Annotated in this window: 21 protein-coding genes; 13 read left to right on the top strand and 8 right to left on the bottom strand. The window is 71.2% G+C overall.

Annotation, left to right across the window (positions count from 1 at the left end):
- Window positions 1–404: 404 nt before the first annotated feature.
- Window positions 405–1,400, top strand: a complete 996-nt coding sequence (locus D1369_RS10710; RefSeq protein WP_007385135.1) for a TAXI family TRAP transporter solute-binding subunit — start codon at window positions 405–407, stop codon at window positions 1,398–1,400.
- Here D1369_RS10710 and D1369_RS10715 read toward each other — a convergent pair.
- Window positions 1,390–2,772, bottom strand: a complete 1,383-nt coding sequence (locus D1369_RS10715; RefSeq protein WP_007385134.1) for a HAMP domain-containing sensor histidine kinase — start codon at window positions 2,770–2,772, stop codon at window positions 1,390–1,392. The two genes, D1369_RS10710 and D1369_RS10715, sit on opposite strands and share 11 nt — an antisense overlap.
- A 407-nt stretch (window positions 2,773–3,179) precedes the next feature.
- Window positions 3,180–3,866, bottom strand: a complete 687-nt coding sequence (locus D1369_RS10720) for a response regulator transcription factor (RefSeq protein WP_007385133.1) — start codon at window positions 3,864–3,866, stop codon at window positions 3,180–3,182.
- A gap of 312 nt (window positions 3,867–4,178) precedes the next feature.
- Here D1369_RS10720 and D1369_RS10725 point away from each other — a divergent pair, with 312 nt between their 5' ends.
- From D1369_RS10725 to D1369_RS10750, 6 genes are all read left to right on the top strand, one after another.
- Window positions 4,179–4,955, top strand: a complete 777-nt coding sequence (locus D1369_RS10725) for an amino acid ABC transporter ATP-binding protein (RefSeq protein ID WP_007385132.1) — start codon at window positions 4,179–4,181, stop codon at window positions 4,953–4,955.
- 105 nt (window positions 4,956–5,060) lie between these two features.
- Window positions 5,061–5,906 carry a glutamate ABC transporter substrate-binding protein gene (locus D1369_RS10730; RefSeq protein ID WP_007385131.1) on the top strand — a complete coding sequence of 282 codons (846 nt, stop codon included), beginning with the start codon at window positions 5,061–5,063 and terminating at the stop codon, window positions 5,904–5,906.
- Window positions 5,907–6,014: 108 nt separating this feature from the next.
- Window positions 6,015–6,683: an amino acid ABC transporter permease gene (locus D1369_RS10735; protein ID WP_007385130.1), complete on the top strand. Its 669-nt coding sequence runs from the start codon at window positions 6,015–6,017 to the stop codon at window positions 6,681–6,683.
- Entirely contained in the window at window positions 6,680–7,594 is a 915-nt protein-coding gene (locus tag D1369_RS10740) for an amino acid ABC transporter permease (protein WP_007385129.1), read from the top strand. Before D1369_RS10735 ends, D1369_RS10740 begins: the two co-directional genes overlap by 4 nt.
- 188 nt (window positions 7,595–7,782) lie before the next feature.
- A complete protein-coding gene (locus tag D1369_RS10745) occupies window positions 7,783–9,387 on the top strand; it encodes an FAD-dependent monooxygenase (RefSeq protein WP_037901608.1) in 1,605 nt (534 codons plus the stop codon).
- Between the two features lie 240 nt (window positions 9,388–9,627).
- A complete protein-coding gene (locus D1369_RS10750) occupies window positions 9,628–10,161 on the top strand; it encodes a cysteine dioxygenase (protein WP_007385127.1) in 534 nt (177 codons plus the stop codon).
- A gap of 210 nt (window positions 10,162–10,371) precedes the next feature.
- Here the strand turns inward: D1369_RS10750 and recX are convergent, their stop codons facing one another.
- Together recX and recA are read right to left on the bottom strand one after the other, a co-directional pair.
- Window positions 10,372–11,322, bottom strand: a complete 951-nt coding sequence (gene recX, locus D1369_RS10755) for a recombination regulator RecX (protein ID WP_037901606.1) — start codon at window positions 11,320–11,322, stop codon at window positions 10,372–10,374.
- 4 nt (window positions 11,323–11,326) lie between these two features.
- Complete coding sequence (recA, locus tag D1369_RS10760; RefSeq protein ID WP_020121808.1) at window positions 11,327–12,451, bottom strand: recombinase RecA; 1,125 nt, start codon at window positions 12,449–12,451, stop codon at window positions 11,327–11,329.
- Window positions 12,452–12,783: 332 nt separating this feature from the next.
- On the opposite strand from recA, the gene D1369_RS10765 reads away from it, so the two are divergent.
- The gene (locus D1369_RS10765) at window positions 12,784–13,197 is read left to right on the top strand and encodes a hypothetical protein (protein ID WP_037901604.1); all 414 of its coding nucleotides are present in this window, start codon (window positions 12,784–12,786) and stop codon (window positions 13,195–13,197) included.
- Window positions 13,194–13,997 (top strand): hypothetical protein, encoded by an 804-nt coding sequence (locus D1369_RS10770; RefSeq protein WP_202478065.1) that lies wholly within the window; start codon window positions 13,194–13,196, stop codon window positions 13,995–13,997. The genes D1369_RS10765 and D1369_RS10770 overlap by 4 nt, the downstream gene beginning before the upstream one ends.
- Window positions 13,998–14,008: 11 nt before the next feature.
- On the opposite strand, the gene D1369_RS10775 is transcribed toward D1369_RS10770, so the two are convergent.
- Both D1369_RS10775 and D1369_RS10780 read right to left on the bottom strand, forming a co-directional pair.
- Window positions 14,009–15,268: an AI-2E family transporter gene (locus tag D1369_RS10775; RefSeq protein WP_082319580.1), complete on the bottom strand. Its 1,260-nt coding sequence runs from the start codon at window positions 15,266–15,268 to the stop codon at window positions 14,009–14,011.
- Window positions 15,269–15,392: 124 nt separating this feature from the next.
- Entirely contained in the window at window positions 15,393–15,587 is a 195-nt protein-coding gene (locus D1369_RS10780; protein ID WP_007385121.1) for a DUF3046 domain-containing protein, read from the bottom strand.
- Window positions 15,588–15,666: 79 nt separating this feature from the next.
- Between D1369_RS10780 and D1369_RS10785 the strand changes: the two genes are divergently transcribed.
- From D1369_RS10785 to D1369_RS10800, 4 genes are all read left to right on the top strand, one after another.
- On the top strand, window positions 15,667–16,611 hold the full coding sequence (locus D1369_RS10785) for a hypothetical protein (protein WP_007385120.1): 945 nt from the start codon (window positions 15,667–15,669) through the stop codon (window positions 16,609–16,611).
- Window positions 16,612–16,987: 376 nt separating this feature from the next.
- A complete protein-coding gene (locus D1369_RS10790; protein WP_118082429.1) occupies window positions 16,988–21,988 on the top strand; it encodes an ATP-dependent helicase in 5,001 nt (1,666 codons plus the stop codon).
- A gap of 152 nt (window positions 21,989–22,140) precedes the next feature.
- The gene (locus D1369_RS10795; protein WP_007385117.1) at window positions 22,141–22,995 is read left to right on the top strand and encodes a DNA-formamidopyrimidine glycosylase family protein; all 855 of its coding nucleotides are present in this window, start codon (window positions 22,141–22,143) and stop codon (window positions 22,993–22,995) included.
- A 32-nt stretch (window positions 22,996–23,027) separates the two neighbouring features.
- Window positions 23,028–23,792, top strand: a complete 765-nt coding sequence (locus tag D1369_RS10800; protein WP_037901601.1) for an SDR family NAD(P)-dependent oxidoreductase — start codon at window positions 23,028–23,030, stop codon at window positions 23,790–23,792.
- Here the strand turns inward: D1369_RS10800 and D1369_RS43785 are convergent.
- Both D1369_RS43785 and D1369_RS10810 read right to left on the bottom strand, forming a co-directional pair.
- Window positions 23,740–24,072, bottom strand: coding sequence for a hypothetical protein (locus D1369_RS43785; protein ID WP_082319467.1), 333 nt, complete (start codon window positions 24,070–24,072; stop codon window positions 23,740–23,742). The genes D1369_RS10800 and D1369_RS43785 overlap by 53 nt on opposite strands.
- 207 nt (window positions 24,073–24,279) lie before the next feature.
- Window positions 24,280–24,660: a helix-turn-helix transcriptional regulator gene (locus D1369_RS10810; RefSeq protein WP_007385114.1), complete on the bottom strand. Its 381-nt coding sequence runs from the start codon at window positions 24,658–24,660 to the stop codon at window positions 24,280–24,282.
- Window positions 24,661–24,724 lie beyond the last annotated feature (64 nt).

Raw genomic sequence — 24,724 nt, forward strand, 5'->3', positions numbered from 1 at the left:
GGTCGCGCAGTTCCCCTCGCCCCTAGGTGGGTGCAGTCACCCGCGCCACGACGAACCGTTCGCCGGACCGCGCGCCCCGGCGGGCCGGTGGCCGCGTACGGCGGGAAGGGGACGGGGTGGGGGGTGTCCGCCCGCAGCGGCCGGCGTCCGTCACAGAGCACTACTCAAAGGGACCGAGCCGCCGGACCGAGGACGGACACCCCCCACCCCGGCCCCGACCCACAACACACGCACGCGCTACACAAGCCCCCACCGAACCCACAGCTGCGCCGCAGGCACCCAGGGGCGCGGGGAACTGCGCAACAAACACCCGCCCCCACCGAACCCGCACCCGAACAAGACCCCGCCCAACCGCCAGAGGCACACGCTGGCCAACCCCCCACCCCCCTGGCAGGATCACCCGCATGCCCAAGCCGTTCCCCCACCTCAGCCGCCGCCAGGCGCTCCAGACCGCGGCCGCCACCCTCGTGGCCCTCGGCCTGCTCCTGTGGTGGCTGCTTCCGCTGGGCGAGGACCCCCCGGCCGGCACGATCACCTTCAGCACGGGCACGAGGCAAGGCGTCTACCAGAAGTACGGCGGACTCCTCCGCAAGGAGATCCACAAGGACATGCCCGACCTGAAGGTGAAGCTGGAGACCAGCGCGGGCTCCCAGGAGAACGTCAGACTCGTGGCGACCGGAAAGTCCGACTTCGCCATCGCCGCGGCCGACGCGGTGGAGACCTACCAGCAGAACGGCGACCCCGGCGCCGACCAGCTCCGCGGCGTGGCCCGCCTCTACGACGACTACGTCCAGCTCGTCGTCCCCGCCGACTCGGACATCCACACCATCGCCGACCTGAAGGGCAAGCGCGTCTCCATCGGCGTCTCCAACTCCGGCGTACGACTGATAGCGGAGCGAGTGCTCGACGCCGCCGGCATCGACCCGGCCAAGGACATCCAGCCGAGGGCCGAGGGCATCGACACCGGCCCCAAGCTCCTCGGCCACGGCCTGGACGCGTTCTTCTGGTCCGGCGGCCTGCCCACCGACGGTCTGAAGCAACTGGCCGAACGGTCCGCGTTCCGCTTCGTCCCGATCGAACCCTCCCTCGTGGCGAAGCTGCACGCCGAGGGCGAGCCCACCCGCTACTACCGGGCCACCAACATGCCGGCGTCGGCGTACCCGTCCGTCCAGAACAACAAAACCGTCCCGACGATGGCCGTCTCCAACCTGCTGATCACCCGCAAGGACATGGACCCCGAGCTCACCGAGTGGCTCACCCGGACCGTGATCAAGAGCAGGGACGGCATCGGCCGGGACGTCCACTCCGCGCAGTTGGTGGACGTACGCACGGCGATCTACACCGACCCGGTCCCCCTCCACGAGGGCGCTCGCCGCTATTACCGCTCGGTCAAGCCGTAGGGCGGCTGCGGGGCACGGACACGGTGACCACCAGCCCGTGCGGCTCGTGGTGACCGTACGAGATCGCCCCGCCCCCCGCGGCCAGGAGCGCCCGCGAGATGGACAGTCCGAGACCGGACCCCTTGACGTTCTGATGCTGCCCGCTGCGCCAGAACCGGTCGCCGACGCGCGCGAGTTCCTCGTCGGTGAGCCCGGGTCCGCGGTCGGCGACGACGATCGTGGAGGTGTCCCCGTCCGCGGCGACCGTGACCTCGACGGTCTCGTCCTGCGGCGTGAACTTGAGCGCGTTGTCGATGACCGCGTCGAGGGCACTGGAGAGGGTGACGGAGTCGGCCCAGGCGGTGGTGGGCGGGCAACTCCCCACCAGCCGCACTCCCTTGGCCTCGGCGGTGGGCGTCCAGGCGGCGACCCGTTCGGCGGCGAGTTCGCCGATGTCGGTGATCCTCAGGTCCGCCTCGGTGTGCTCGGCGAGCGCGAGGTCGAGGAGGCCGTCGAGGACCTGGGCGAGGCGTTTGCCCTCCGTCTGCACGGAGGCGATCTCGGCGTTGCCCTTGGGAAGTTCGAAGGCGAGCAGCTCGATGCGCAGCAGCAGCGCGGCGAGCGGATTCCTCAACTGGTGCGAGGCATCGGCGACGAAGGCCCGCTGCTGCTCCAACACGTCCTCGACGTTGTCCACCATTTCATTGAACGACCGCGCCAGACGCCTGAGTTCGGGCGGCCCGCCGGCCACCGCCACCCGGGACTTGAGCCGCCCGGTGGCGATGTCGTGGGTGGTGGCGTCGAGGACCCGTACGGGCCTGAGCACCCAGCCGGTCAGCCGCAGGGCGGCGCCGACGGCCAGCAGCATGGCGGCGAGTTCACCCGCGAAGATGACCAGCCAGCCCTGCAGGATCCGTGAACGCATCGGTCCGGTGGGCGAGTCGGTGACGACGACCGCGATGACGTCGCCGTCCCGGATCACCGGCGAGGCGACGACCAGGCGGCCCCGCTGCCAGGGCCAGACCTGCTTGGGGTCCTGGCTGCGGCGGCTGAGCAGGGCCTCGCCGAACGCGTCGCGCACCTCGCCCGTCCGGGGGAGGAACCACCCGCGCGGCGCCGTGGCCATGGGTACGTCGCCGTCGTAGAAGACACCGACGCGGATGCCGTAGACCCTGTAGTAGCTGGTGAGTTCGCTCTCCAGGGTCTCCAGGCGCTCGTCGGAGGCGTCGGTGACGAACTGGGCGAGCGCGGCGAAGTGCGCGGTGTCGTCGATCCGGTCGACGACGACCTTCTGCTGCTGCGCGGAGGCCACCCCGATGGCGAGCGGCACGCCCAGGGCCAGCAGCACGGCGGCCATGAGGACGATGAGCAGCGGAAGAAGACGTGTACGCACGACCCCGCCTACGCCCCGCCCCGAAGCCGCGAGCTCCGACGCACACCGCTGAGCGCACCCCGGCGCGGCCGGACACCTGCACCCGAGACACCCGGGGCCCCCGCATCAAGCGGCTCACGGCCACCACCGCACACGCGGGCACCCCCACCGCCGCACTCACCCGCGCCCACAGTCACCGTCCCTCACACGACCCACGTTCCTCCCCCGAGCCTCGCACAGCTCTTGGCTGCACGGTTTCATCCGTAGGCTCCGCCGCAGACGTGGGCCCCACGCCACGAGCCATCACCGCAGGTCTGCGCCCCCACTTTCACGCCGGCCCTCCACACCGTCCCGTCGGCGCAGCCCCACCGAAGCCCGACCGAAGCCGCTCAGCCCCACTGAGCCCCACTGAGCCCCGCTGAGCCCCCTCACACCCCCGGCGCCACCAACCGGTACCCGACCCCCCGCACCGTCTCGATCAGCGCCGGCATCCGCAACTTCGCGCGCAGGGACGCCACATGCACCTCCAGCGTGCGGCCGGTGCCTTCCCAGCTGGTGCGCCAGACCTCGCTGATGATCTGCTCGCGCCGGAAGACCACACCGGGTCGCTGGGCGAGCAGCGCGAGGAGGTCGAACTCCTTGCGGGTGAGCTGGACGACCGTGCCGTCCACGGTGACCTGACGCGTCGGCAGTTCGATGCGCACGGCGCCGAGAACCAGCCCGGTGTCCCCGCCGCCGGGCGCGTCCTCATGGGCGGTGCGCCGGCTCACGGCGTGGATGCGGGCGAGGAGCTCCCCCGTGTCGTACGGCTTGACCACATAGTCGTCGGCACCGAGGTTCAGCCCGTGGATGCGGGAGCGTACGTCGGACCGCGCGGTGACCATGATCACCGGCGTGCTGGTGCGCTTGCGGATCTTGCCGCACACCTCGTAGCCGTCCTGGTCGGGCAGCCCGAGGTCCAGGAGCACGACCCCGAAGCCGTCGCTCTCCGGGACCAGCGCCTGGAGTGCCTCCTCGCCGCTGCGCGCGTGCGTGACGTCGAAACCGTGCCGGGCGAGCACCGCGGACAGCGCGGCGGCCACGTGGTTGTCGTCCTCGACGAGGAGAAGTCTCACCCCGGCCCCCTTTGGTCCATCGGACGTACTATCCGAATATGCAATGAACAGGTACAACTGTGCGTACACACGCGCGTGTGCGCCTCGTGCAGTCATGCTGATGGATGAGGACGGCGTCAAGAGCGTTCCGGTTGCGCCGCGCTTCCGTTATCCGGCCGATACGCGCACCGGATGCACACTGGTCGTAAGTGCTACGACACGTGTCCGATTGCTATCGGATCGTGATGCTCAGATTCCCCTCAAGACTAATGACGCTGGTCGCGTGGGGTCACTACTGTCCTCCGAAACCGAGGAGGACGGAGCCAGAGAGCGATGACCGAAGTATCGGTGGCCAAGGAAGATGTGGCCGCGACCGGCGAACTGGTCGTCCTGAAGAGCGTCAACAAGCACTTCGGCGCGTTGCACGTACTCCAGGACATCGACCTGACGATCGCCCGCGGCGAGGTCGTCGTGGTCATCGGACCCTCCGGGTCCGGGAAGTCCACCCTGTGCCGCACCATCAACCGCCTGGAGACGATCGACACGGGTTCGATCGCCATCGACGGCAAGCCGCTGCCCCAGGAGGGCAAGGAACTGGCCCGGCTGCGCGCCGACGTCGGCATGGTCTTCCAGTCCTTCAACCTCTTCGCGCACAAGACCGTGCTCGAGAACGTGATGCTGGGGCAGATCAAGGTCCGCAAGGCCGACAAGAAGCAGGCCGAGGAGAAGGCGCGCGCCCTGCTCGACCGGGTCGGTGTCGCCACGCAGGCGGACAAGTACCCCGCCCAGCTGTCCGGCGGTCAGCAGCAGCGTGTCGCCATCGCCCGGGCCCTGGCGATGGACCCCAAGGTCATGCTCTTCGACGAGCCCACGTCGGCGCTCGACCCCGAGATGATCAACGAGGTGCTGGAGGTCATGCAGCAGCTCGCCCGCGACGGCATGACAATGATCGTTGTCACGCACGAAATGGGTTTCGCACGATCGGCCGCAAACCGCGTGGTGTTCATGGCGGACGGACGGATCGTCGAGGAGGCTGCGCCCGACCAGTTCTTCAGCAATCCGCGCAGCGACCGCGCCAAGGACTTCCTGTCGAAGATCCTTCACCACTGACGCGTCACACCACTGACGCGTCACACCACTGACGTGTCGCACCGCTGACGTGCCACCCGGATCGACCACCGACGGCTCTCTTTCACCACCCAAAGGATGTTCACCATGAAGCTCCGCAAGGTCACCGCCGCCTCGGCCGCCGTCCTCGCCCTCGCCCTCTCCGCGACCGCCTGCGGCGGCGACAGCAAGGACGAGGGCTCCGGCTCGGGCTCCGGCGGTGGCGGCAAGATCAAGATCGGTATCAAGTACGACCAGCCCGGTCTCGGCCTCAAGGAGCCCGACGGCTCCTTCTCCGGCTTCGACGTGGACGTGGCGACCTACGTGGCCAAGCAGCTCGGCTACAAGCCCGACCAGATCGAGTTCGTCGAGACCAAGAGCGCCGACCGTGAGAACGCGCTCGCCCGTGGCGACGTGAAGATCATCGCGGCCACCTACTCGATCAACGACGAGCGCAAGAAGAAGGTCGACTTCGCCGGCCCGTACCTGCTGGCCCACCAGGACCTGCTGGTCAAGAAGGACTCCAAGATCAGCCAGGCCACGGACCTCAACGGCGAGAAGCTGTGTTCCGTGACCGGCTCCACCTCGGCGCAGAACGTCCACGACGACTTCGCCCCGAAGGCCCAGCTCAAGCAGTACGGCGGCTACTCGGAGTGCATCGCCGGCCTGCAGAGCGGCGCCGTGGACGCGGTGACCACGGACGACTCGATCCTCGCGGGCTTCGCGGCCCAGGACAAGTACAAGGGCCAGTTCAAGCTCGCCGGCCTCAAGCTGAGCAACGAGAACTACGGCATCGGCGTGAAGAAGGGCGACACCGCGACCCTGAACAAGGTCAACGCCGCCCTGGAGAAGATGGTCAGCGACGGCTCCTGGCAGAAGGCTGTCGACAAGAACTTCGGCCCGGCCGGCTACAAGAACGAGCCCGCCCCGAAGGTCGGCGTCATCGTCAAGTAACGCGAGGACCCACCGGCGCGCCGCCGCCCGCCGCGATCAGGGCGGCGGCGCGCCGCGCCCGTCCACGTACGCCACACACACGCCACACACCCGGAAGCGCGGGAGATCGTGTTCGACTTTCTAGAAGGTTACGACGTCCTCGGGGCGTTCTGGATGACGGTGAAACTCACCGCCCTGTCCGCCGTCGGCTCCCTGATCTGGGGCACCGTGCTGGCCGCGATGCGGGTCAGCCCAGTCCCGTTGATGCGCGGCTTCGGCACCGCCTACGTCAACATCGTCCGGAACATCCCCCTGACGGTCATCATCGTCTTCACCTCGCTCGGCCTCGCCGACATCTTCGGTGTGACGATGGGCGCGGCGGACAACTTCGACGTCCAGGGCTTCCGGCTGGCGGTGCTCGGTTTCATCGTCTACACCGCGGCGTTCGTCTGCGAGGCCATCCGTTCCGGCATCAACACGGTGCCGCTCGGCCAGGCCGAGGCGGCCCGCGCGATCGGGCTGAACTTCAGCCAGACCCTGCGTCTCATCGTGCTCCCGCAGGCTTTCCGCGCGGTCATCAACCCGCTGGCAAACGTGCTGATCGCGCTGACCAAGAACACCACCGTGGCGGCCGCGATCGGTGTGGCCGAAGCCGCCCTCCTGATGAAGAAGATGATCGAGAACGAGGCCCAGACGCTCGCCATCGGCGCGGTCTTCGCACTGGGCTTCGTGGTACTGACCCTGCCGACCGGCCTCCTCCTCGGCTGGCTCGCCAAGCGACTGGCGGTGAAGCGATGAGCTCGGTCCTCTACGACACTCCGGGACCCCGCGCCAAACGGCGCAACGTCCTCCTGTCGGTCGTCTTCACCCTTCTCCTCGCCCTCCTCCTGTGGTGGGTGTGGCAGAAGATGGACGACAAGAACCAGCTGGAGTGGAACCTCTGGGAGCCCTTCACCACCGGTGAGGCCTGGACGACCTACCTCCTGCCCGGCCTCGGCAACACCCTCAAGGCCGCGGCGATCTCCATGGTGATCGCCCTCCCGCTGGGTGCGGTCTTCGGCATCGCCCGGATGTCCGACCACGCCTGGGTGCGGGGCGTGGCCGGCACGGTGGTCGAGTTCTTCCGGGCCATCCCGGTGCTGCTGCTGATGCTGTTCGCAAACGAGTTCTACGTCCGCTCATCGGACATCTCCAGCGAGCAGCGCCCGCTGTACGCCGTGGTCACCGGCCTGGTGCTCTACAACGCCTCGGTGCTCGCTGAAATCGTCCGGGCCGGCATCCTCTCGCTGCCCCGGGGCCAGACGGAGGCGGCGTACGCGGTCGGACTGCGCAAGGGCCAGACGATGACCAGCATCCTGCTCCCGCAGGCGGTCACCGCGATGCTGCCGGCCATCGTCAGCCAGCTGGTCGTCATCGTGAAGGACACCGCGCTGGGCGGCGTGATGCTGAGCTTCCCCGAGCTGCTCAACTCGCGCAGCACGCTGGCGGCCAACTACGCCAACGTCATCCCCAGCTTCATCGTCGTAGGCATCATCTTCATCGTCCTGAACTTCCTCCTCACCAGCTTCGCGAGCTGGTTGGAGCAGAGGCTGCGGCGCAGCAAGAAGAGCACGGGCGCGGTCCTCGGCGAGGACACGGTCGAGGTCAACCCGGCCGCCGTGCGCGGCACCTACGGAACCGGCGAGAACACCGGCGGCGGCGGATTCTGACAGTCGGTCAAGTTGCCTGCACCGCAGGTGCGAACGACACGGAGGCAGTGGCATGATCGCCACTGCCTCCGTCACTTGACGCAAGCACCGGCAATGGGTTGCATACGTTCTGTGATCGTGCACCCTGCCCCAACCTCCTGTTCACCCACGTCTTCCGGCACTGCGCTGCGGGCAGGGGGCACCGCGTCGTGGACCCGGTGATCATCGTCGGAGCGGGGCCCGTCGGGCTTACGCTCGCCCTGGCGCTGGCGCGTCAGGACGTCCCCTCCGTGGTTCTCGACGAGGGCCCGGGCAAGGACGAATCCCGCCTGGCCCGCACCGCCGTACTGCACGAGGACACCGCCGCCCTCATGGCACGGCTGACCGGGGTGCCGGTCACCGAGCTGGGAGTGCACTGGGCCGGATGGCGGTCGATGCGCCGCAAGCAGGTGATGCGGGAGGTCGACTTCGAGGAGGCCGGGGACGCCCCCCTGCACCTCGCCCAGCACGTCCTGACCGGCGCCCTGCGCACCGCCCTCGCCGAGGAGCGGCTGGTCAAGCTCATCACCGACAGCCGTCTCGACACGATCGAGCAGGAGCCCTCGGGCGTCACCGCCCACACCCGCGGCTCCAAGGGCACGTGGTGGCGTGGCAGTTACCTCGTCGGTTGCGACGGCACGCGCTCCACCGTGCGCAAGCTCCAGGACATCCGCTTCCCGGGCCGTACGGCGGTGGAGCGCCACGCGGTCGCCGCCCTGCGCACGGAACTCCCCTGGGAGGACCGGGCGTTGCTCCACCGGATGCCGCCGTGGCGGACGTCCGGGCCGTCGGCCGGGGAGATCACCGCCCGCCCCCTCCCCGAGGGCGTGTGGCGCCTGGACTGGCTGCTGCCGCCGGGCAAGGACCTGGTCACGCCCGAGCTCCTGGTGGCCCGCGTCCGGGAGACCCTCGCGGGCTGGACGGGCGGTTCGACCCCGCCGTACGAACTCCTCGACACCGGAGTCCACACCGTGCACCACCGGCTGGCCCGCCGTTGGCGCGCCGACCGGGTCTTTCTCGCCGGGGACGCGGCGCACTGCCTCGGGGCGCTCGGCACGCAGGGGCTCGACGAGGGACTCCGGGACGCCGACAACCTCGCCTGGAAACTGGCCCTGGCCTGGCACCACGGCCCCCATGAGGCACTCCTCGACAGCTACCAGGCGGAGCGGCGCGCGATCGTCGCCGGTCGGCTGCGCGCCGCCGACCAGGCCCTGCCGCTGCTGCGCGGCGGCGGGGGCCTGCGCTCGGTGGTCCCCGGCTCGGCCCGCGGCCACGACGGGTTGCTCACGGACGGCCACTTGGGGCGCGGCCCGCTCGGCGCGCCGGGGGCGTACGCCGACTCGCCGCTCGCGCCCCGGCACCTCGAAGGAGAGGTGCCCGTCGACACACCCCCCGGGGCGCCGGTCGCGGATGTGCGGGTCACCGCCGAGGACGGCTCGTTCGTACGGCTGCGCGAGCGCCTCGGCCGCGGCGCGCTGCTCGTCCTCCTGGTCGCTCCGGGCACCGGGGTGTGGGAGCGCAAGCACTGGGTGACCGCCGGAATCATGCCCCGGCTGGCCGCGGCGGTGACCGCGCTGCCGCACTCCGCCGAGCTCCTGGTCGCCGAGGAGTACCCGGGCGCGGCCCCGCACACGGTCCTGCTCGTACGGCCGGACGGTCACCTCGTCACCGCGCTGAGCGGGGTCCGCCCGGCCGACCTGTACTCGGCGGCCGAGACGGCGCTCGGCGGCCCTGCGGCGAAGACCGAGGCGAACGCGGGGGCCGGCTCGCGTTGACGTGCTCACTGTCACTGTGCGTCCACATAGTGACAGTGAGTTGAAACGGTCCGCGCCCCCATGGTGTACTCCGGATCGTGACCGACACCTGTGTGCGCCTGTGGCGGAGGGTCCATATGGACCTCGTCCGCTATGCGGGCTGCGTGTGTCGCCCGTCCTGCTGAATTCGCCTCTCTTCTTCCCCGCGTGCCGCGCCCGTGCGACGGCACGCTGTCGCGAACTCTCCTCAGGACGGTACCCGTGTCTGCCTCCCCCGCCCTCCCCTCGGTCTCCTCCCTCGCGCCGCCCACCCAGGCCGAACTCCTCGACTTCGTACGGCGCACCGCCGCCGACGCCGAGCTGATCGACTCGCTCCCGCTCGACCCCGAGGGCCGCACCTGGGTGCGCCTGGAGGGGCCCGGTGGCAGCGAGGCCTGGCTGATCGGCTGGCCGCCCGGCACCGGCACCGGGTGGCACGACCACGCCGAGTCGGTCGGCGCCTTCATCACCGCCGCCGGCGAGCTCAAGGAGAACTCCCTCGCCGCCCGGCTGCCCGCCGACGGCTGGAAGACCCTCGAACTCTCCGACGAGGTGGACCGTGAGCGGCGGCTGCCGGCCGGCAAGGGCCGTTCCTTCGGGCAGCACCACGTCCACGAGGTCCTCAACGAGTCCACCGACGCCCACGCGATCTCCGTGCACGCCTACTACCCGCCCCTCCCCCAGATCCGCCGCTACAGCCGCACGGGCCAGATCCTGCGGCTGGAGCACGTGGAGCGGCCGGAGGACTGGCAGTGAGCGGCCTGCCTGCCGGCCCACGGCTGCGGGTGGACGACGTCCGGTATGCCGCCCCGAGGCCGGGGCCATGATCTGCGGGCCCTGGTCGTGTCCGACGAGGGCCATGCGGTAGTCACCCCGGCGCACTGCACAACGGATGTACGCGGTCGTGCCGGGGCCCTTCCCTTCGGGCCCGGCTCGCGAGAACCTCCGCTGCAGAAACTCCCCGTTTCAGAACCCCTCGTCGCCGAGGAACTCCGTCTCCTCCCCCTCCTCCTCCAACGCCTGCCGGACCACCCGCAGGGCCATGCCCTCGGAGTAGCCCTTGCGGGCGAGCATGCCGGCGAGGCGGCGCAGTCGCTTGTCGCGGTCGAGCCCACGCGTCGCGCGCAGCTTGCGGTCGACGAGCTCTCGGGCCGTCTCCTCCTCCTGTTCGGAGTCGAGCTGCGAGACGGCCGCGTCGATCAGTGTGGAGTCGACGCCTTTGGTGCGCAGTTCCTGGGCGAGCGCCCGCCGGGCGAGCCCCCGGCCATGGTGCCGGGACTCCACCCAGGCGTCCGCGAACGCGCTGTCGTTGATCAGCCCGACCTCCTCGAACCGCGACAGCACCTCCTCGGCGACGTCGTCCGGGATCTCCCGCTTGCGCAGGGCGTCGGCGAGCTGCTTCCGCGTACGCGGGGTCCCGGTGAGCAGGCGCAGACAGATGCCCCGCGCCCGCTCCACCGGGTCCGCCGGAGGCTCCCCCTTCTCGGCCCTCGACAAGGAGGGGCCGCCTCCGTCCTCGCCGGGCGATTCCCCGAAGCCGCGCCGGCGCTGCCGACGCCCACGGGGACCGCCCGCGCCGGGTGCTCCGCCGCCTCGACGCGAGCTCCGGCCGAACGCCCCGGAACCACGCGTCGCCCCGTCACCGGACTCCTCGCCGCTCGGCCCACCGTCGCCGAACGTCCCACCGTCACTGTGGGAACGCCCGCCGCGGTAGGACGAACCGGTGCCGTGCGCGAAGTCGTCGCCGAACACTTCCTCGGCGCCGTGCGACACCGAACGGCCGTATCCCCCGTCCGTTCCATGCCCCGTGCCGTCCCCGTGCCCGTCGCCGCCCGGCCCGGCAGAACCCCCGTCGCCTCTTCCGCCCCACCCTCGCGGAGCGTCCTCGTACTCGGCCCAGTCGGTTCGCCGTGTCACGGGATCAGCTCTTGGCGGCCGGAGCCTTGGCCTTCGTCGCCTTCGCGGCCGCCGGAGCCGGCACCTTCGCGGCGTCGTCCGCGACAGCGCTCACCGCGGCGTCCGCACCCGGCTCCGCGGCAGGCTGCTCGGGCCGCACACCGACGCCCAGCTTCTCCTTGATCTTCTTCTCGATCTCGTTGGCCAGGTCGGGGTTGTCCTTCAGGAAGTTGCGCGCGTTCTCCTTGCCCTGGCCGAGCTGGTCGCCCTCGTACGTGTACCAGGCGCCGGCCTTGCGGACGAAGCCGTTCTCCACGCCCATGTCGATCAGGCCGCCCTCGCGGCTGATGCCCTGGCCGTAGAGGATGTCGAACTCGGCCTGCTTGAAGGGCGGCGCGACCTTGTTCTTGACGACCTTGACGCGGGTGCGGTTGCCGACCGCGTCCGTGCCGTCCTTCAGGGTCTCGATGCGGCGGATGTCCATGCGCACCGAGGCGTAGAACTTCAGCGCCCGACCACCGGTCGTGGTCTCCGGGGAGCCGAACATCACACCGATCTTCTCGCGGAGCTGGTTGATGAAGATGGCGGTGGTCTTGGACTGGTTGAGCGCGCTGGTGATCTTCCGCAGGGCCTGGCTCATCAGACGGGCCTGCAGACCGACGTGGCTGTCGCCCATCTCGCCCTCGATCTCCGCGCGCGGGACGAGCGCGGCGACGGAGTCGATGACGATCAGGTCGAGGGCACCGGAGCGGACCAGCATGTCCACGATCTCCAGGGCCTGCTCGCCGTTGTCCGGCTGGGACAGGATCAGGTTGTCGATGTCGACGCCGAGCTTCTTCGCGTACTCGGGGTCGAGGGCGTGCTCCGCGTCGATGAAGGCGACCTGGCCGCCGGCCTTCTGCGCGTTCGCCACCGCGTGCAGCGTCAGGGTCGTCTTGCCGGAGGACTCCGGGCCGTACACCTCCACCACGCGGCCGCGCGGGATGCCGCCGACGCCGAGCGCGACGTCGAGCGCGGTCGACCCGGTGGGGATGACCTCGATGGGCTCGTTCGGCCGCTCGCCCATGCGCATGACCGCGCCCTTGCCGAACTGCCGTTCAATCTGTGCGAGAGCGGCGTCCAGGGCCTTCTCGCGGTCGGTTCCTGCCATGGGTTCCACCCGATTTGCTTGAGTCGATCGCTTCACGTCAAAGACGCTAACGCCTGCCACTGACAATGCGCCCCGACGCCCGTCCAGCCTGTGGATAACTCGGGAACTTCTCCATGCAAAGCATGCCGAAACGCCCGTCATTGACTTCGCCGGAGCTTCCATATGAATGGATGTTCGATTTTCGTGTCAAGCGCACCACGCGGCACCCGGGACACTTCCCGAAGCCCGCTCCGGCGGCCTCTTCCGACCTCTTCGGCTACTTCCCGCGGCGTACTCCAGGTGCCTTCGGCGGTACGACGACCGGGCGGCCCCGTGCCCGCGAGTCTTGTGCCATGCAGACCACGACGAGCACCCGGGAAACGACCTCGACCACCCTCCGGGGCAACAGCGGGACGGCACGACACCCCGCCGTGATCGCGCCCCTGTCCGCCCTGCTCCTGCCGGCCGCGTCCGTCCCCGACGGGATCGCCCCCGGAGCGGGCCACCCCGCCGTGCCGCCCGGTCTCCTCATCCCCCTTGGGGTGGCGGGTCCGCTGACCCGGCGCACGAACCGGGTGACCGGGCTCGCCCTCGGTGTCGGCCTGTTCATCGGGGTGGGCACGCTCCTGACCCCGAACACCGGTGATCACCTCTCCTCGGGTGACACCGCGCTCATCGCCTCGACGCTCGCCGAAGCCGTCGCCCTCGCCGCCCTCGTGATCGCCGGAGCCGCGGCCTGCCTGACCCGGAAGGGAGCGCGGGCCTGATGGACCCGGTCCTGCGCGATGCGCCCTCGGTGCCGGCCCGGACACCGGGGCCGCGGCCCGTCGACGCACGCCGCGTGGAGCGTCTCTGTCACGCCACCGGTCTCCTCCTGCTCCTCTCCGGGCTCGCGCACCTGGTGATGTTCGCCGTGGACGGCGGCCCCTGGGACGGGCCGGTCTCCTGGCGCAAGCCGGTGACGTTCGGGGTGTCCTTCGGAGTGACCCTGATCGCGGTCACCTGGGTCACGTCGTTTCTGCGGGTCGGCCCGCGGCCACGAGCCCTGCTCCTCGCGGTGTTCGCGGCGGACTGTGTGGTGGAGGTCGGCGGCATCACCCTGCAGGCGTGGCGCGGGGTGCCCTCCCACCTCGACATGGAGACGCCCTTCGACACGGCCGTGTCCATGACGCTCGCGGTGGGCGGCGGGGTCCTGGTGGTACTGCTGACGGTCTTCGCGGTCGCCTCCTTCCGGCACCGGCCCTCGGGTCCGGCGGGGATGGCCCTCGCGGTGCGGTCGGGGTTCGCGATCCTGCTGGTCGCCCTCGCCTCGGGCGCCGCGATGATCGCGCGCGGTGTCGTCCTCACCCGCACCGGCCACCAGGAGGCGGCCTACCACTCGACCGCCCCGCTCAAGCCGCTGCACGGCGTGAGCCTGCACGCGATCCTGGTCCTGCCCGCACTGGCCTGGCTGCTGTCGCACACGTCCTGGAGCGAGCCGCTACGGCGACGGCTCCTGTACGCGGCGATCGGCTCCTACGTCTCGGCCGTCATCGGCGCGGCGGTGTGGGCCGCCCTCACCTACTGAATCCGGCGACCTCAGGACGAGCTGTCGTCGTCAGTGGAGTCCTGAGTGCCCTGCCGCCGCCGCTCCCACAGCGCACGCGCGCGTATGACCGGCGAGGGCCCCTGGCCCCGCCTGCGGTGCCCGTGGACACGTGGGTCGTCGGTGACGGCGTACCGCTTCACATAGGCCCCCAGGAACGCCTGCAGCGTGGCGACCGCAGGAATGGCGATCAGGGCACCGACCGCGCCGAGGAGGGCGGTGCCCGCGATGACCGAGCCGAAGGCGACCGCGGGGTGGATGTCGACGGTCTTCGAGGTCAGCTTGGGCTGGAGCATGTAGTTCTCGAACTGCTGATAGACCACCACGAAGACCAGCACCCACAGCGCGTACCAAGGATCGACCGTGAAGGCGACCAGCATGGGCAGGGCGCCCGCGAGATAGGTACCGATGGTCGGGATGAACTGCGAGACCAGGCCGACCCACACGGCGAGCACGGGCGCGTACGGCACGTCCAGGGCCTGGAGCAGGACGAAGTGCGCGACTCCGGAGGCGAGCGCCATCAGGCCGCGCGAGTAGATGTAGCCGCCGGTCTTGTCCACGGCGATCTCCCACGCGCGCAGCACCTCGGCCTGGCGGGCGGGCGGCAGGACGGAGCAGATCGTGCGGCGCAGCCGCGGGCCGTCCGCGGCGAAGTAGAACGAGAACAGCGCGATCGTGAGCAGCTGGAAGAGGCCACCGAGAACCTGGGCGGAGACGTCCAGGACACCGGTGGCGCTGTTCTGCACGTAGTTGCGCAGCCAGTCGGAGCGCAGCAGCCCCTCCTGAACGTCCACCCGCTTCAGCTCGGTGTGGAAGTGACCGTTGATCCAGGCGATGACGGAGTCGAGGTAGTTCGGGAAGTCCTCGACGATCTTGATGATCTGGCCCGCGAGCATCGACCCGAGCAGCGTGACGAAACCCGCCGTCACGATCAGCACGCCGAAGAAGACGAGGAAGGTGGCGAGTCCCCTGCGCATACCGCGCGCGGCCATCTTGCTCACCGCGGGTTCGATCGCCAGGGCCAGGAAGAACGCGATGAGGATGTTGGTCAGCAGGCCGATCAGCTGGTGGAAGGCCCAACTGCCGAGCTGGAACACGGCGATGAGGGCGAGCGCCAGCACCATGGCACGCGGCAGCCAGCGCGGCATGCGCGCGTTCGGCCCGGCGCCTTCGGCCGGGGGCTGGGCTGGGGTCGTCGTGCCGAGCGGAGATGCGTGCTGGGCTGCCTGCCCGGACTCGTCAGTGGGTGCCACGGAGCAAGTCTCGCCCACGCGACTGACAATGGCTGCCGCCCTGCGATCTTCGTGACCGGTAAGTGCCTCTTTCGTGAGATGTTCACGCCCGGCCGGCACTTCTCCCCGGAACGTCCACGCCGTCTCAGTGCCGCTCGCCCGGAACGCTCATCACGGTGCAGACCACGCGCCACACGTCCTTGGCGTCCCAGCCGGCGTCCAGCGCCTCGTGCACCGTGCGCCCACCGAGCTCAGCCATCACGTGATCGCGCGCGAAGGTGTCGGCGTACCCCGGACCGAAGTGTTCCGCCATCCGCTGCCAGAAAACCGTCAACCGCATGACTCCAGTATCCCGCCCCTGGGGGTGGCCTCGGCCGGGACCGCCTGCCGAGACCGCTTTCCGCCCTACGGTCTGACGCATGCCCGAAACAGGAGCCTCCCCACTCCCCCAGACGCCACCGGCGCACTCCCCGCTCTTCCGCGCCGAGCACTTCGTCTGGCTCACCGCGCGTGTGCTGGAACAGCGTCTGTTCGCGTACCACTTCCTGAACGGCGGCCCCGACCCGGTGGAGACGGCCCTGGACGCCTACCGCAACGCGGACGGCGGCTACGGCCACGCCCTGGAGCCCGATCTGCGCGGCCCGGTCAGCCAGCCCCTGCACACCGCTCACGCCCTGCGCGTGCTGGACGCCGTCGGACGCTGCGGCGGACAGCGCGTGGAGCGGGTGTGCCGCTATCTCACCTCGGTGTCCACCCTGGACGGCGCCCTCCCCGCGGTGACTCCCGCCCAGCGCGGCTATCCGACGGCCCCCTTCCTGCCGGTCGTGGACGCCCCGCCGAGCGAACTGCTGAGCACCGGTCCCGTGGTCGGTCTGCTGCACCGCAACGAGGTGTGGCACGCCTGGCTGTTCCGGGCCACGGACTTCTGCTGGCAGGTGGTGGAGTCCCTCCAGGTGTCCCACCCGGGCGAGATCCAGGCCGCCCTGACCTTCCTGGACTCCGCCCCCGACCGCTCACGCGCGCAGGCGACCGCCGACCGCCTCGGCCGCCTGGTGCGCGACCGACGACTGGTCACGCTGGACCCCGCGGACCTCGACACGTCCCCCGTCTCCCCCGGCTACGCCCCGGACGAGCACCACTTCCCGCACGACTACGCGAGGACGCCCGGCTCCCTGGCGCGCGCGTGGTTCACGGACGACGAGATGTCCCGCTCACTGGACTTCCTCGCGACCGGACAACAGGAGGACGGCGGCTGGCCGACCCGCCGACGCCGGTGGGCCCCCACCACCGCCCTCGAGGCACGCCCCATGGCAACCATCGAGGCCCTGCAGACCCTGCGCGCATACGGCCGCGAAGTGGGCTGATCGACTCGCAAACCGCGTACGGCGGGAAGGGGGCGGGGTGGGGGGTGTCCGCCCGCAGCGGCCGGCGTCCGTCACAGAGCCCTGCTCAAAGGGACCGAGCCGCCGGACCGAGGACGGACACCCCCCACCCCGGCCCCGACCCACAACACACCGCACGCGCTACACCCGCCCCCACCGGGGCCGCACAGGCCGCCGCAGGCACCCAGGGGCGCGGGGAACTGCGCAAAACGCCCGCCCCCACCGAACCCGCAGCTGCGCCGCAGGCATTTGCGGCTCCGCCGCGTGGGCGCAAAACACCCGCCCCCACCAACCGCACCCGAACCCGCCCAACCGCCGGAGGCAACCCGTTGTCAGTGCCGGGGTGCAGGATGGACGCATGGTCAGCCCAGCACACCGAGCCCTGAACGGCTTCTCCCCCGCCACCCGCGGCTGGTTCACGGGGGCGTTCGACGCGCCCACCACCGCCCAGGCCGGCGCGTGGCAGGCCATCGCAGAGGGCTCGGACGTACTCGTCGTCGCCCCCACCGGCTCCGGCAAGACCCTGGCCGCCTTCCTCGCCGCTCTGGACCAGCTGGCCTCCACACCGCCGCCCGCGGACCCCAAGAAGCGCTGCCGAGTCCTGTACGTCTCCCCCCTCAAGGCCCTCGCCGTCGACGTGGAGCGCAACCTCCGCAGCCCCCTCACCGGCATCCGCCAGGAATCCGTCCGCCTGGGCCTCCCCGAGCCCGAGGTCAAGGTGGGCATCCGCTCCGGCGACACCCCTCCGGCCGAGCGGCGGGCCCTGTCCACCCGCCCCCCGGACATCCTGATCACCACCCCGGAATCCCTGTTCCTGATGCTGACGTCGGCGACCCGGGACGCGCTCACCGGCATCGAGACAGTGATCCTCGACGAGGTCCATGCCGTGGCCGGCACCAAGCGCGGCGCCCACCTGGCCCTCTCCCTGGAGCGTCTGGACGAACTCCTCCCGAAGCCGGCCCGCCGCATCGGCCTGTCCGCCACGGTCCGCCCGGTCGACGAGATCGCCCGCTACCTCTCCCCCCAGCGCAAGGTGGAGATCGTTCAGCCGAAGTCCGGCAAGGAGTTCGACCTCTCGGTCGTGGTCCCGGTGGAAGACCTCGGTGAGCTCGGCGGCTCCCCGGTCGCCGAGGGCAACGAAGGCGCCGAGCGCCCCTCCATCTGGCCGCACGTGGAAGAGCGCATCGCCGACCTCGTCCAGTCCCACCGCTCCACGATCGTCTTCGCGAACTCCCGCCGCCTCGCGGAACGCCTCTGCAACCGTCTCAACGAGATCGCCTACGAGCGGGCGACCGGCGAGCCCCTGGACGAACACCACGCCCCGGCCGAACTCATGGGCGGTTCAGGCGCGGCCCAGGGTGCGCCCCCGGTCATCGCCAGGGCCCACCACGGCTCGGTCTCCAAGGAACAGCGCGCCCTGGTCGAAGAGGACCTGAAGGCAGGCCGTCTCCCCGCTGTCGTAGCGACATCCAGCCTCGAACTCGGCATCGACATGGGCGCGGTGGACCTGGTGATCCAGGTCGAGTCGCCCCCCTCCGTGGCCTCCGGTCTGCAGCGCGTCGGCCGCGCGGGCCACCAGGTCGGCGCGGTCTCCACCGGTGTGGTCTTCCCGAAGTACCGAGGCGACCTGGTCCAGGCAGCGGTCGTCACGGAACGCATGCGGACCGGTTCCATCGAGTCCCTCAAGGTCCCCGCGAACCCCTTGGACGTCCTCGCCCAGCAGGTCGTCGCGATGACCTCGATGGACACCTGGCAGCTCGACGACCTCCTGGCCACGGTCCGTAGGGCGGCCCCCTTCGCCTCCCTTCCCGAGTCCGCCTTCACCGCGGTCCTCGACATGCTCGCGGGCCGCTATCCCTCCGACGCCTTCGCCGAGCTGCGCCCGCGCGTGGTCTGGGACCGCATCGCCGGCACGATCACCGGCCGCCCCGGCGCCCAGCGTCTCGCCGTCACCTCCGGCGGTACCATCCCCGACCGCGGCCTCTTCGGTGTCTTCCTCGCCGGCTCCGACCCCAAGAAGGGCGGCGGACGGGTCGGCGAGCTCGACGAGGAGATGGTCTACGAGTCGCGCGTCGGGGACGTCTTCACGCTCGGCACCAGTTCCTGGCGCATCGAGGACATCACTCGCGACCGTGTCCTGGTCTCCCCCGCCCCCGGCGTCCCCGGCAGGCTCCCTTTCTGGAAGGGCGACCAACTGGGCCGCCCCCTCGAACTGGGCCGCGCGGTGGGCGCGTTCCTCCGCGAGGTCGGCTCCCTGTCCAAGGAGGACGCCCGCCTGCGCCTGCTCACCGCGGGCCTGGACGCGTGGGCGGCGGACAATGTCCTGTCGTACCTGGACGAACAGCGCGAGGCCTGCGGCCATGTCCCGGACGACCGGACGATCGTCGTGGAGCGCTTCAGGGACGAGCTCGGCGACTGGCGGGTCGTCGTCCACTCCCCCTTCGGCGCCCAGGTCCACGCCCCCTGGGCGCTGGCCCTCGGCGCCAAGCTCTCCGAGCGCTACGGCATGGACGCCCAGGTCATGCACGCCGACGACGGAATCGTCCTGCGACTGCCCGACGCCGACATGATGAGCCTGGACCTCCTCGACCGGGAACCCACCAGGACCGGCACGGAGTACGACGCCGAACAGGCTCCGGTGGGCGCCGCGGACGTCGTCTTCGACAAGGGCGAGGTCGACCAGATCGTCACCGACCAGGTCGGCGGCTCGGCCCTGTTCGCCTCTCGCTTCCGCGAATGCGCGGCCCGGGCGCTCCTGCTGCCGCGCCGCAACCCCGGCAAGCGCACCCCCTTGTGGCAGCAGCGCCAGCGTGCGTCCCAACTGCTCCAGGTGGCGAGCGAGTTCGGGTCGTTCCCAATCGTCCTGGAAGCCGTCCGCGAGTGCCTCCAGGACGTCTTCGACGTGCCCGGCCTCGTCGAGCTGATGGGCGACCTGGAGTCCCGCCGGGTCCGCCTGGTCGAGGTCACCACCCCCGAGCCCTCCCCCTTCGCCCGGTCCCTCCTCTTCGGCTACGTCGCCCAGTTCCTGTACGAGGGCGACTCGCCCCTCGCCGAGCGCCGGGCGGCGGCCCTCTCGCTGGACTCGCGTCTGCTGGCCGAGCTGCTGGGCCAGGCGGAGCTGCGCGAGCTGCTCGACGCCGAGGTGCTGACCGAGCTGGAGCGAGAGCTCCAGTGGCTCACCGAGGACCGCCGGGTCAAGGACGCCGAGGGAGTCGCGGACATCCTCCGCGTCCTCGGCCCGCTCACGGACACCGAGCTGGCCGAGCGCGGCGCCGAGCCGCAGTGGGCGCAGGACCTCGCCGGCGCCCGCCGCACGATCAAGGTCCGGGTCGGCGGCGCCGACCACTGGGCGGCGATCGAGGACGCGGGCCGCCTGCGCGACGCCCTCGGCACAGCGCTGCCGGTCGGCGTCCCGGAGGCCTTCACGGAGCCGGTCAAGGACCCTCTCGGCGACCTCCTCGCGCGCTACGCCCGCACCCACGGCCCCTTCACTTCAGCGACGGCCGCGGCCCGCTTCGGCCTGGGCACGGCGGTCACCGAGGGCGCGTTGCAGCGCCTGGCCGCGAGCGGACGTGTCGTACAGGGAGAGTTCCACCCGGCGGGCATCGGCCAGGAGTGGTGTGACGCGGCCGTGCTCCGCCGCCTGCGCCGCCGTTCCCTGGCAGCCCTGCGCCACGAACTGGAACCGGTGCCGCCACCGGCCCTCGCCCAGTTCCTGCCGCAGTGGCAGCACATCGGCAAGGGACACTCCCTGCGCGGCATCGACGGACTGGTGCGCGCCGTGGAGCAGTTGCAGGGCGCCTCCGTGCCCGCCTCCGCCCTGGAGAAGCTCGTCCTGCCGTCACGCGTCACGAACTACACCCCGGCCCTGCTCGACGAGCTCACGGCCGCCGGGGAGATCGTGTGGGCCGGAGCGGGCGCCCTCCCGGGCAAGGACGGCTGGGTCTCCCTGTACCTGGCCGACGCGGCTCCCCTCCTCCTGCCCCCGCCGCACCCCCTGGAGCTGACAGCCCTCCACCAGTCCGTCCTGGACGCCCTCACCGGCGGCTACGGCCTGTTCTTCCGCCAGATCGCCGACCAGGTCCGCGCCACCACCCACCCCGACGCCACCGACCCCCAACTGGCCGACGCCGTTTGGGACCTGGCCTGGTCCGGACGGCTCACCAACGACACCCTCACCCCGATGCGCTCCCTGCTGGGCTCCGGCCGCACCGCAGGCGCCACCGCCCACCGCGCCAAACGTACGATCCCCCGCGGCCGCTACGGCTCCCTCACCGCGGCCGCCCGCACCGCCTCCCGCACCGGTCCGCCGACCGTTGCCGGCCGCTGGTCCCTGCTCCCGCCGCGCGAGGCCGACCCCACCGTGCGTGCCCACGCCCTGGCCCGCACCCTCCTCGACCGGCACGGAGTGGTCACCCGGGGAGCCGTGTCGGCCGAGGGCGTGGAGGGCGGCTTCTCGGCGACGTACCGCATCCTCTCCGCCTTCGAGGACAGCGGCCAGGCCCGCCGCGGCTATGTCGTGGAGGGTCTCGGCGCCGCCCAGTTCGCCATGGACGGCGCGGTCGACCGCCTCCGTGCGGTGTCCAACGCCCGCGACCGCGGTGAGCCACTGCCGGAGAGCGGCGCTCCCGACCTCTGGGTTTCCGACTCGGTACCCGAAGTACCCGAAGTACCCGGAGCACCTGCGGCGCCCCACAGCCCCGCACACTCCGGCCCCGCACACTCCGGCCCCGCGACCGAGGACTGGGACTGGACCCGCGCCTTCGACGCCCCGAACGGCCCCGGCCCCGAATCCGGCCCGGACTTCCCTGCCGGCACTCCGTACCCCGGATCCCCCGTCTCCCCCGCTTCCCGCGACGAGTACATCTCACCGCGCGACTACCCGCCCCAGCCCACGCCCCAGCACTGGCAAGGCACCCCCGCGTACGGTCCCGGCTTCGGCAACCGCAGGCAGAACGCCTCGGACGCCTCCCGAGCCGTGGTCCTGGCCGCCGCCGACCCCGCCAACGCCTACGGCGCCGCCCTCTCCTGGCCCGACCCGCCGACCGAGGCAGGCCACAAGCCCGGTCGCAAGGCGGGCTCCCTGGTGGTCCTCGTGGACGGCGAGCTCACGCTCTACATGGAGCGGGGCGGCAAGACCCTCCTGGCCTGGCCCTCCACTCCCGACGCCACTCCCACCGACGACCCCCGCCTCCGCATGGCCTCCGAAGCCCTCGCGGCAGCAGCCAAGGCCGGCTCCCTGGGCACGGTCACGGTGGAACGCATCAACGGCACGTCAGCCCTGACCTCCCCCCTGGGCTCCCTCCTGGAAACGGCGGGCTTCATCGCCACCCCCCGGGGCCTACGCCTACGCGCCTGACGCCACCCCGGCCCCTCGGACCGCCACCCACGCACCGAGCCGCCCCACGAGCGCACCCGTCCCCCGCAACCGCCGGCGGCGAGCCCGCCCCACAGGGGCCACCCGCTCCCTCCCCGACCCCCTCCGCCCTCCCCCCGTGCCACCCTTGACCCATGCCCGAAGGAGACACCGTCTGGCAAGCCGCGAAACGCCTGCACACCGCCCTCGCGGACAAGGTGCTGACCCGCAGCGACCTGAGGGTGCCCAAATACGCCACAGCCGACCTCACGGGCCGCAGAGTCCTGGACGTCACCCCCCGCGGCAAACACCTCCTCACCCGCATCGAGGGCGGCCTGACCCTGCACTCCCACCTGCGGATGGACGGCTCCTGGAAGGTGTACGCGGAAAACCAGCGCTGGACCGGCGGCCCCACCCACCAGATCCGCGCGATCCTGGCCAACACCGACCGCACAGCCGTCGGCTACCGCCTCCCCGTCCTCGAACTGCTCCGCACCACCGACGAGCACAAGGCCGTCGGCCACCTCGGCCCCGACCTCCTCGGCCCGGACTGGGACCCCGAGCGCGCCCTCGCCAACCTCCTCCGGGACCCGGCGCGCCCCCTCGGCGAGGCCCTCCTGGACCAGCGCAATCTCGCCGGCATCGGCAACGTCTACAAGAGCGAGCTCTGCTTCCTGCTCGGCGCCACCCCCTGGCTCCCCGTCGGCGCCCTCCCCGCGGACCGCGCCGCACAGCTCCCCGCGCTCGCCAAGAAGCTCCTGGAGGCCAACCGCGACCGCCCGGTCCGCAGCACGACCGGCCGCCGCGGTCAGGACCTCTTCGTGTACGGCCGCGCACCCCGCCCCTGCCTCCGCTGCCGCACCTCTCTCCGCGTCGCCGACCAGGGCGACGGCTCCCGCGAACGCCCCACGTACTGGTGCCCGACCTGCCAGATCGGCCCGACCCCGAGCCCACACCACAGAGCACCGGGTGGAACACACTCCAGAACCTCACGCCCTACGCCTAATTGACGACCCGTCAGAAACGCTCGTACCGTCGCTCCATGGCCGTCAGCGCGTACGACCTCACCGGACGCACCGCGTTCGTCACCGGCGCCGCGAGCGGCATCGGCCGCGCGACCGCCGTCCTGCTCGCCGAGGCGGGTGCCACCGTCCACTGCGCCGACCTCGACGCGGCCGGGCTGCACGAGACCGCGACGCTGATCAAGGACGCCGGCGGCACCGCCCACACCCACCCCCTCGACGTCACCGACCGGGGACAGCTCCACCAGGCCGTCACCTCGTGCGAGCGCCTGGACGTGCTGGCCGCGGTCGCCGGCATCATGCACAGCAGCCCGGTCCTGGAGACGCGGGACGAGGACCTCGACCGCGTCCTGGACGTCAACTTCAAGGGCGTGCTCCACGCCTGCCAGGAGGCGGCCCGTCTGATGCTCGATCGCGGGACGAGGGGCAGCATCGTCACGATGGCCTCCGGCGCCGTGGACACGGGCGGCGCGGGCCTGCTCTGCTACGGCGCCTCCAAGGCAGCCGTCGTCCAGCTCACGAAGACCCTGGCCACCGAGGTCGGCCGGTACGGCATCCGGGTCAACGCCGTCGCGCCCGGCTGGATCCGCACCCCGATGACCGACCGGCACGACGAGGACGCCCAGGCCCACACCGAGGCGCTCATGTCCCGCATGTCACCGCTCAAGCGCGTGGGCGAGCCGCAGGACATCGCCCACGCCGTGCTCTACCTGGCCTCCGACGCCTCGTCCTTCACGACAGGCCAGATCCTCCGTCCGAACGGCGGGGTGGCGATGCCGTGGTAGCCGCTCCCGCCTCCCCCGGCCGACCCGGCTGCCCGGTCGGCTCGGCACCGGCAGGCTTCCCCGCCCGCCATGCCTGACCCCACCGCCCTGCGGCTACGGCCCCCGCGGCCCGCGCCTTCGGCACACAGTGCACCGGCAACAGGCTCAGCCCCCACCCACCCGCCGCGACCGCCCCTTCGAGCACCCCGGCGTCCGGCGCCAGCACCAGCCGCGCCACGGCACACCACCACAGTGCCCCGAGCCCGAGCGCCATCCCCCGGCGTACTGTCGGCCCCGCCATGCAGCCACCTCCAGCCCGGACGCTAGACGGCCGCCCGATCCGCGGGGAGGGCGCATCAAGGGCACACGGACGCACCGACGCGGCCGTCGCTCCAAGATGCACGAAAACCCCGACCGGCGCCTCTCCAGACCAGCTGGAGAAACCCGTCCGGGGCTTCGCAGACTTCCTCGCGGTGAGCCATCGATCACGGCACACCGAGCGCGAGCGTCACGCCGCTACGACGTCCACCGCTTCGCTCGGCGCCTTGATGGTCACCCGTTCCGGTGGCACACCCTTTACGGACACGGAACCCAGCATCGGGCGCACGGGCGCCGGTACGGGCTCGCTGGGGGTGGCCGCAGCAGACTGGGCCAGCTCGGCGAGGGCAAGCTCGTCGCTCACTTCCCGCATGAGCTCGGACATCCGTACGTCCAACGCGTCGCAGATCGCGGAGAGCAGTTCGGAGGAAGCCTCCTTCTGCCCCCGCTCCACCTCGGAGAGATAGCCGAGTGAGACTCGGGCGGAGGAGGAGACCTCGCGCAGAGTACGGCCCTGGCGCTGGCGCTGCCGACGCAGCACGTCACCCAGCAGGCGACGGAGCAGAATCATCGGTGGCTCCCTCCTCGGACCGCGTAGCCGCATCCTTCACGCCCCACCGTACCGCCTTGCGCCG

This window comes from Streptomyces sp. CC0208, assembly GCF_003443735.1.
Lineage (GTDB): Bacteria > Actinomycetota > Actinomycetes > Streptomycetales > Streptomycetaceae > Streptomyces > Streptomyces sviceus.

What these genes read in the sequence shown, in the direction of transcription:
- D1369_RS10710 (WP_007385135.1), top strand. Translation starts at nt 405, where the DNA reads ATGCCCAAGCCGTTCCCCCACCTCAGCCGCCGCCAGGCGCTCCAGACC.
- D1369_RS10725 (WP_007385132.1), top strand. Translation starts at nt 4,179, where the DNA reads ATGACCGAAGTATCGGTGGCCAAGGAAGATGTGGCCGCGACCGGCGAA.
- D1369_RS10730 (WP_007385131.1), top strand. Translation starts at nt 5,061, where the DNA reads ATGAAGCTCCGCAAGGTCACCGCCGCCTCGGCCGCCGTCCTCGCCCTC.
- D1369_RS10740 (WP_007385129.1), top strand. Translation starts at nt 6,680, where the DNA reads ATGAGCTCGGTCCTCTACGACACTCCGGGACCCCGCGCCAAACGGCGC.
- recA (WP_020121808.1), bottom strand. Translation starts at nt 12,451, where the DNA reads ATGGCAGGAACCGACCGCGAGAAGGCCCTGGACGCCGCTCTCGCACAG.
- D1369_RS10765 (WP_037901604.1), top strand. Translation starts at nt 12,784, where the DNA reads ATGCAGACCACGACGAGCACCCGGGAAACGACCTCGACCACCCTCCGG.
- D1369_RS10780 (WP_007385121.1), bottom strand. Translation starts at nt 15,587, where the DNA reads ATGCGGTTGACGGTTTTCTGGCAGCGGATGGCGGAACACTTCGGTCCG.
- D1369_RS10785 (WP_007385120.1), top strand. Translation starts at nt 15,667, where the DNA reads ATGCCCGAAACAGGAGCCTCCCCACTCCCCCAGACGCCACCGGCGCAC.
- D1369_RS10790 (WP_118082429.1), top strand. Translation starts at nt 16,988, where the DNA reads ATGGTCAGCCCAGCACACCGAGCCCTGAACGGCTTCTCCCCCGCCACC.
- D1369_RS10795 (WP_007385117.1), top strand. Translation starts at nt 22,141, where the DNA reads ATGCCCGAAGGAGACACCGTCTGGCAAGCCGCGAAACGCCTGCACACC.
- D1369_RS10800 (WP_037901601.1), top strand. Translation starts at nt 23,028, where the DNA reads ATGGCCGTCAGCGCGTACGACCTCACCGGACGCACCGCGTTCGTCACC.
- D1369_RS43785 (WP_082319467.1), bottom strand. Translation starts at nt 24,072, where the DNA reads ATGGCGGGGCCGACAGTACGCCGGGGGATGGCGCTCGGGCTCGGGGCA.
- D1369_RS10810 (WP_007385114.1), bottom strand. Translation starts at nt 24,660, where the DNA reads ATGATTCTGCTCCGTCGCCTGCTGGGTGACGTGCTGCGTCGGCAGCGC.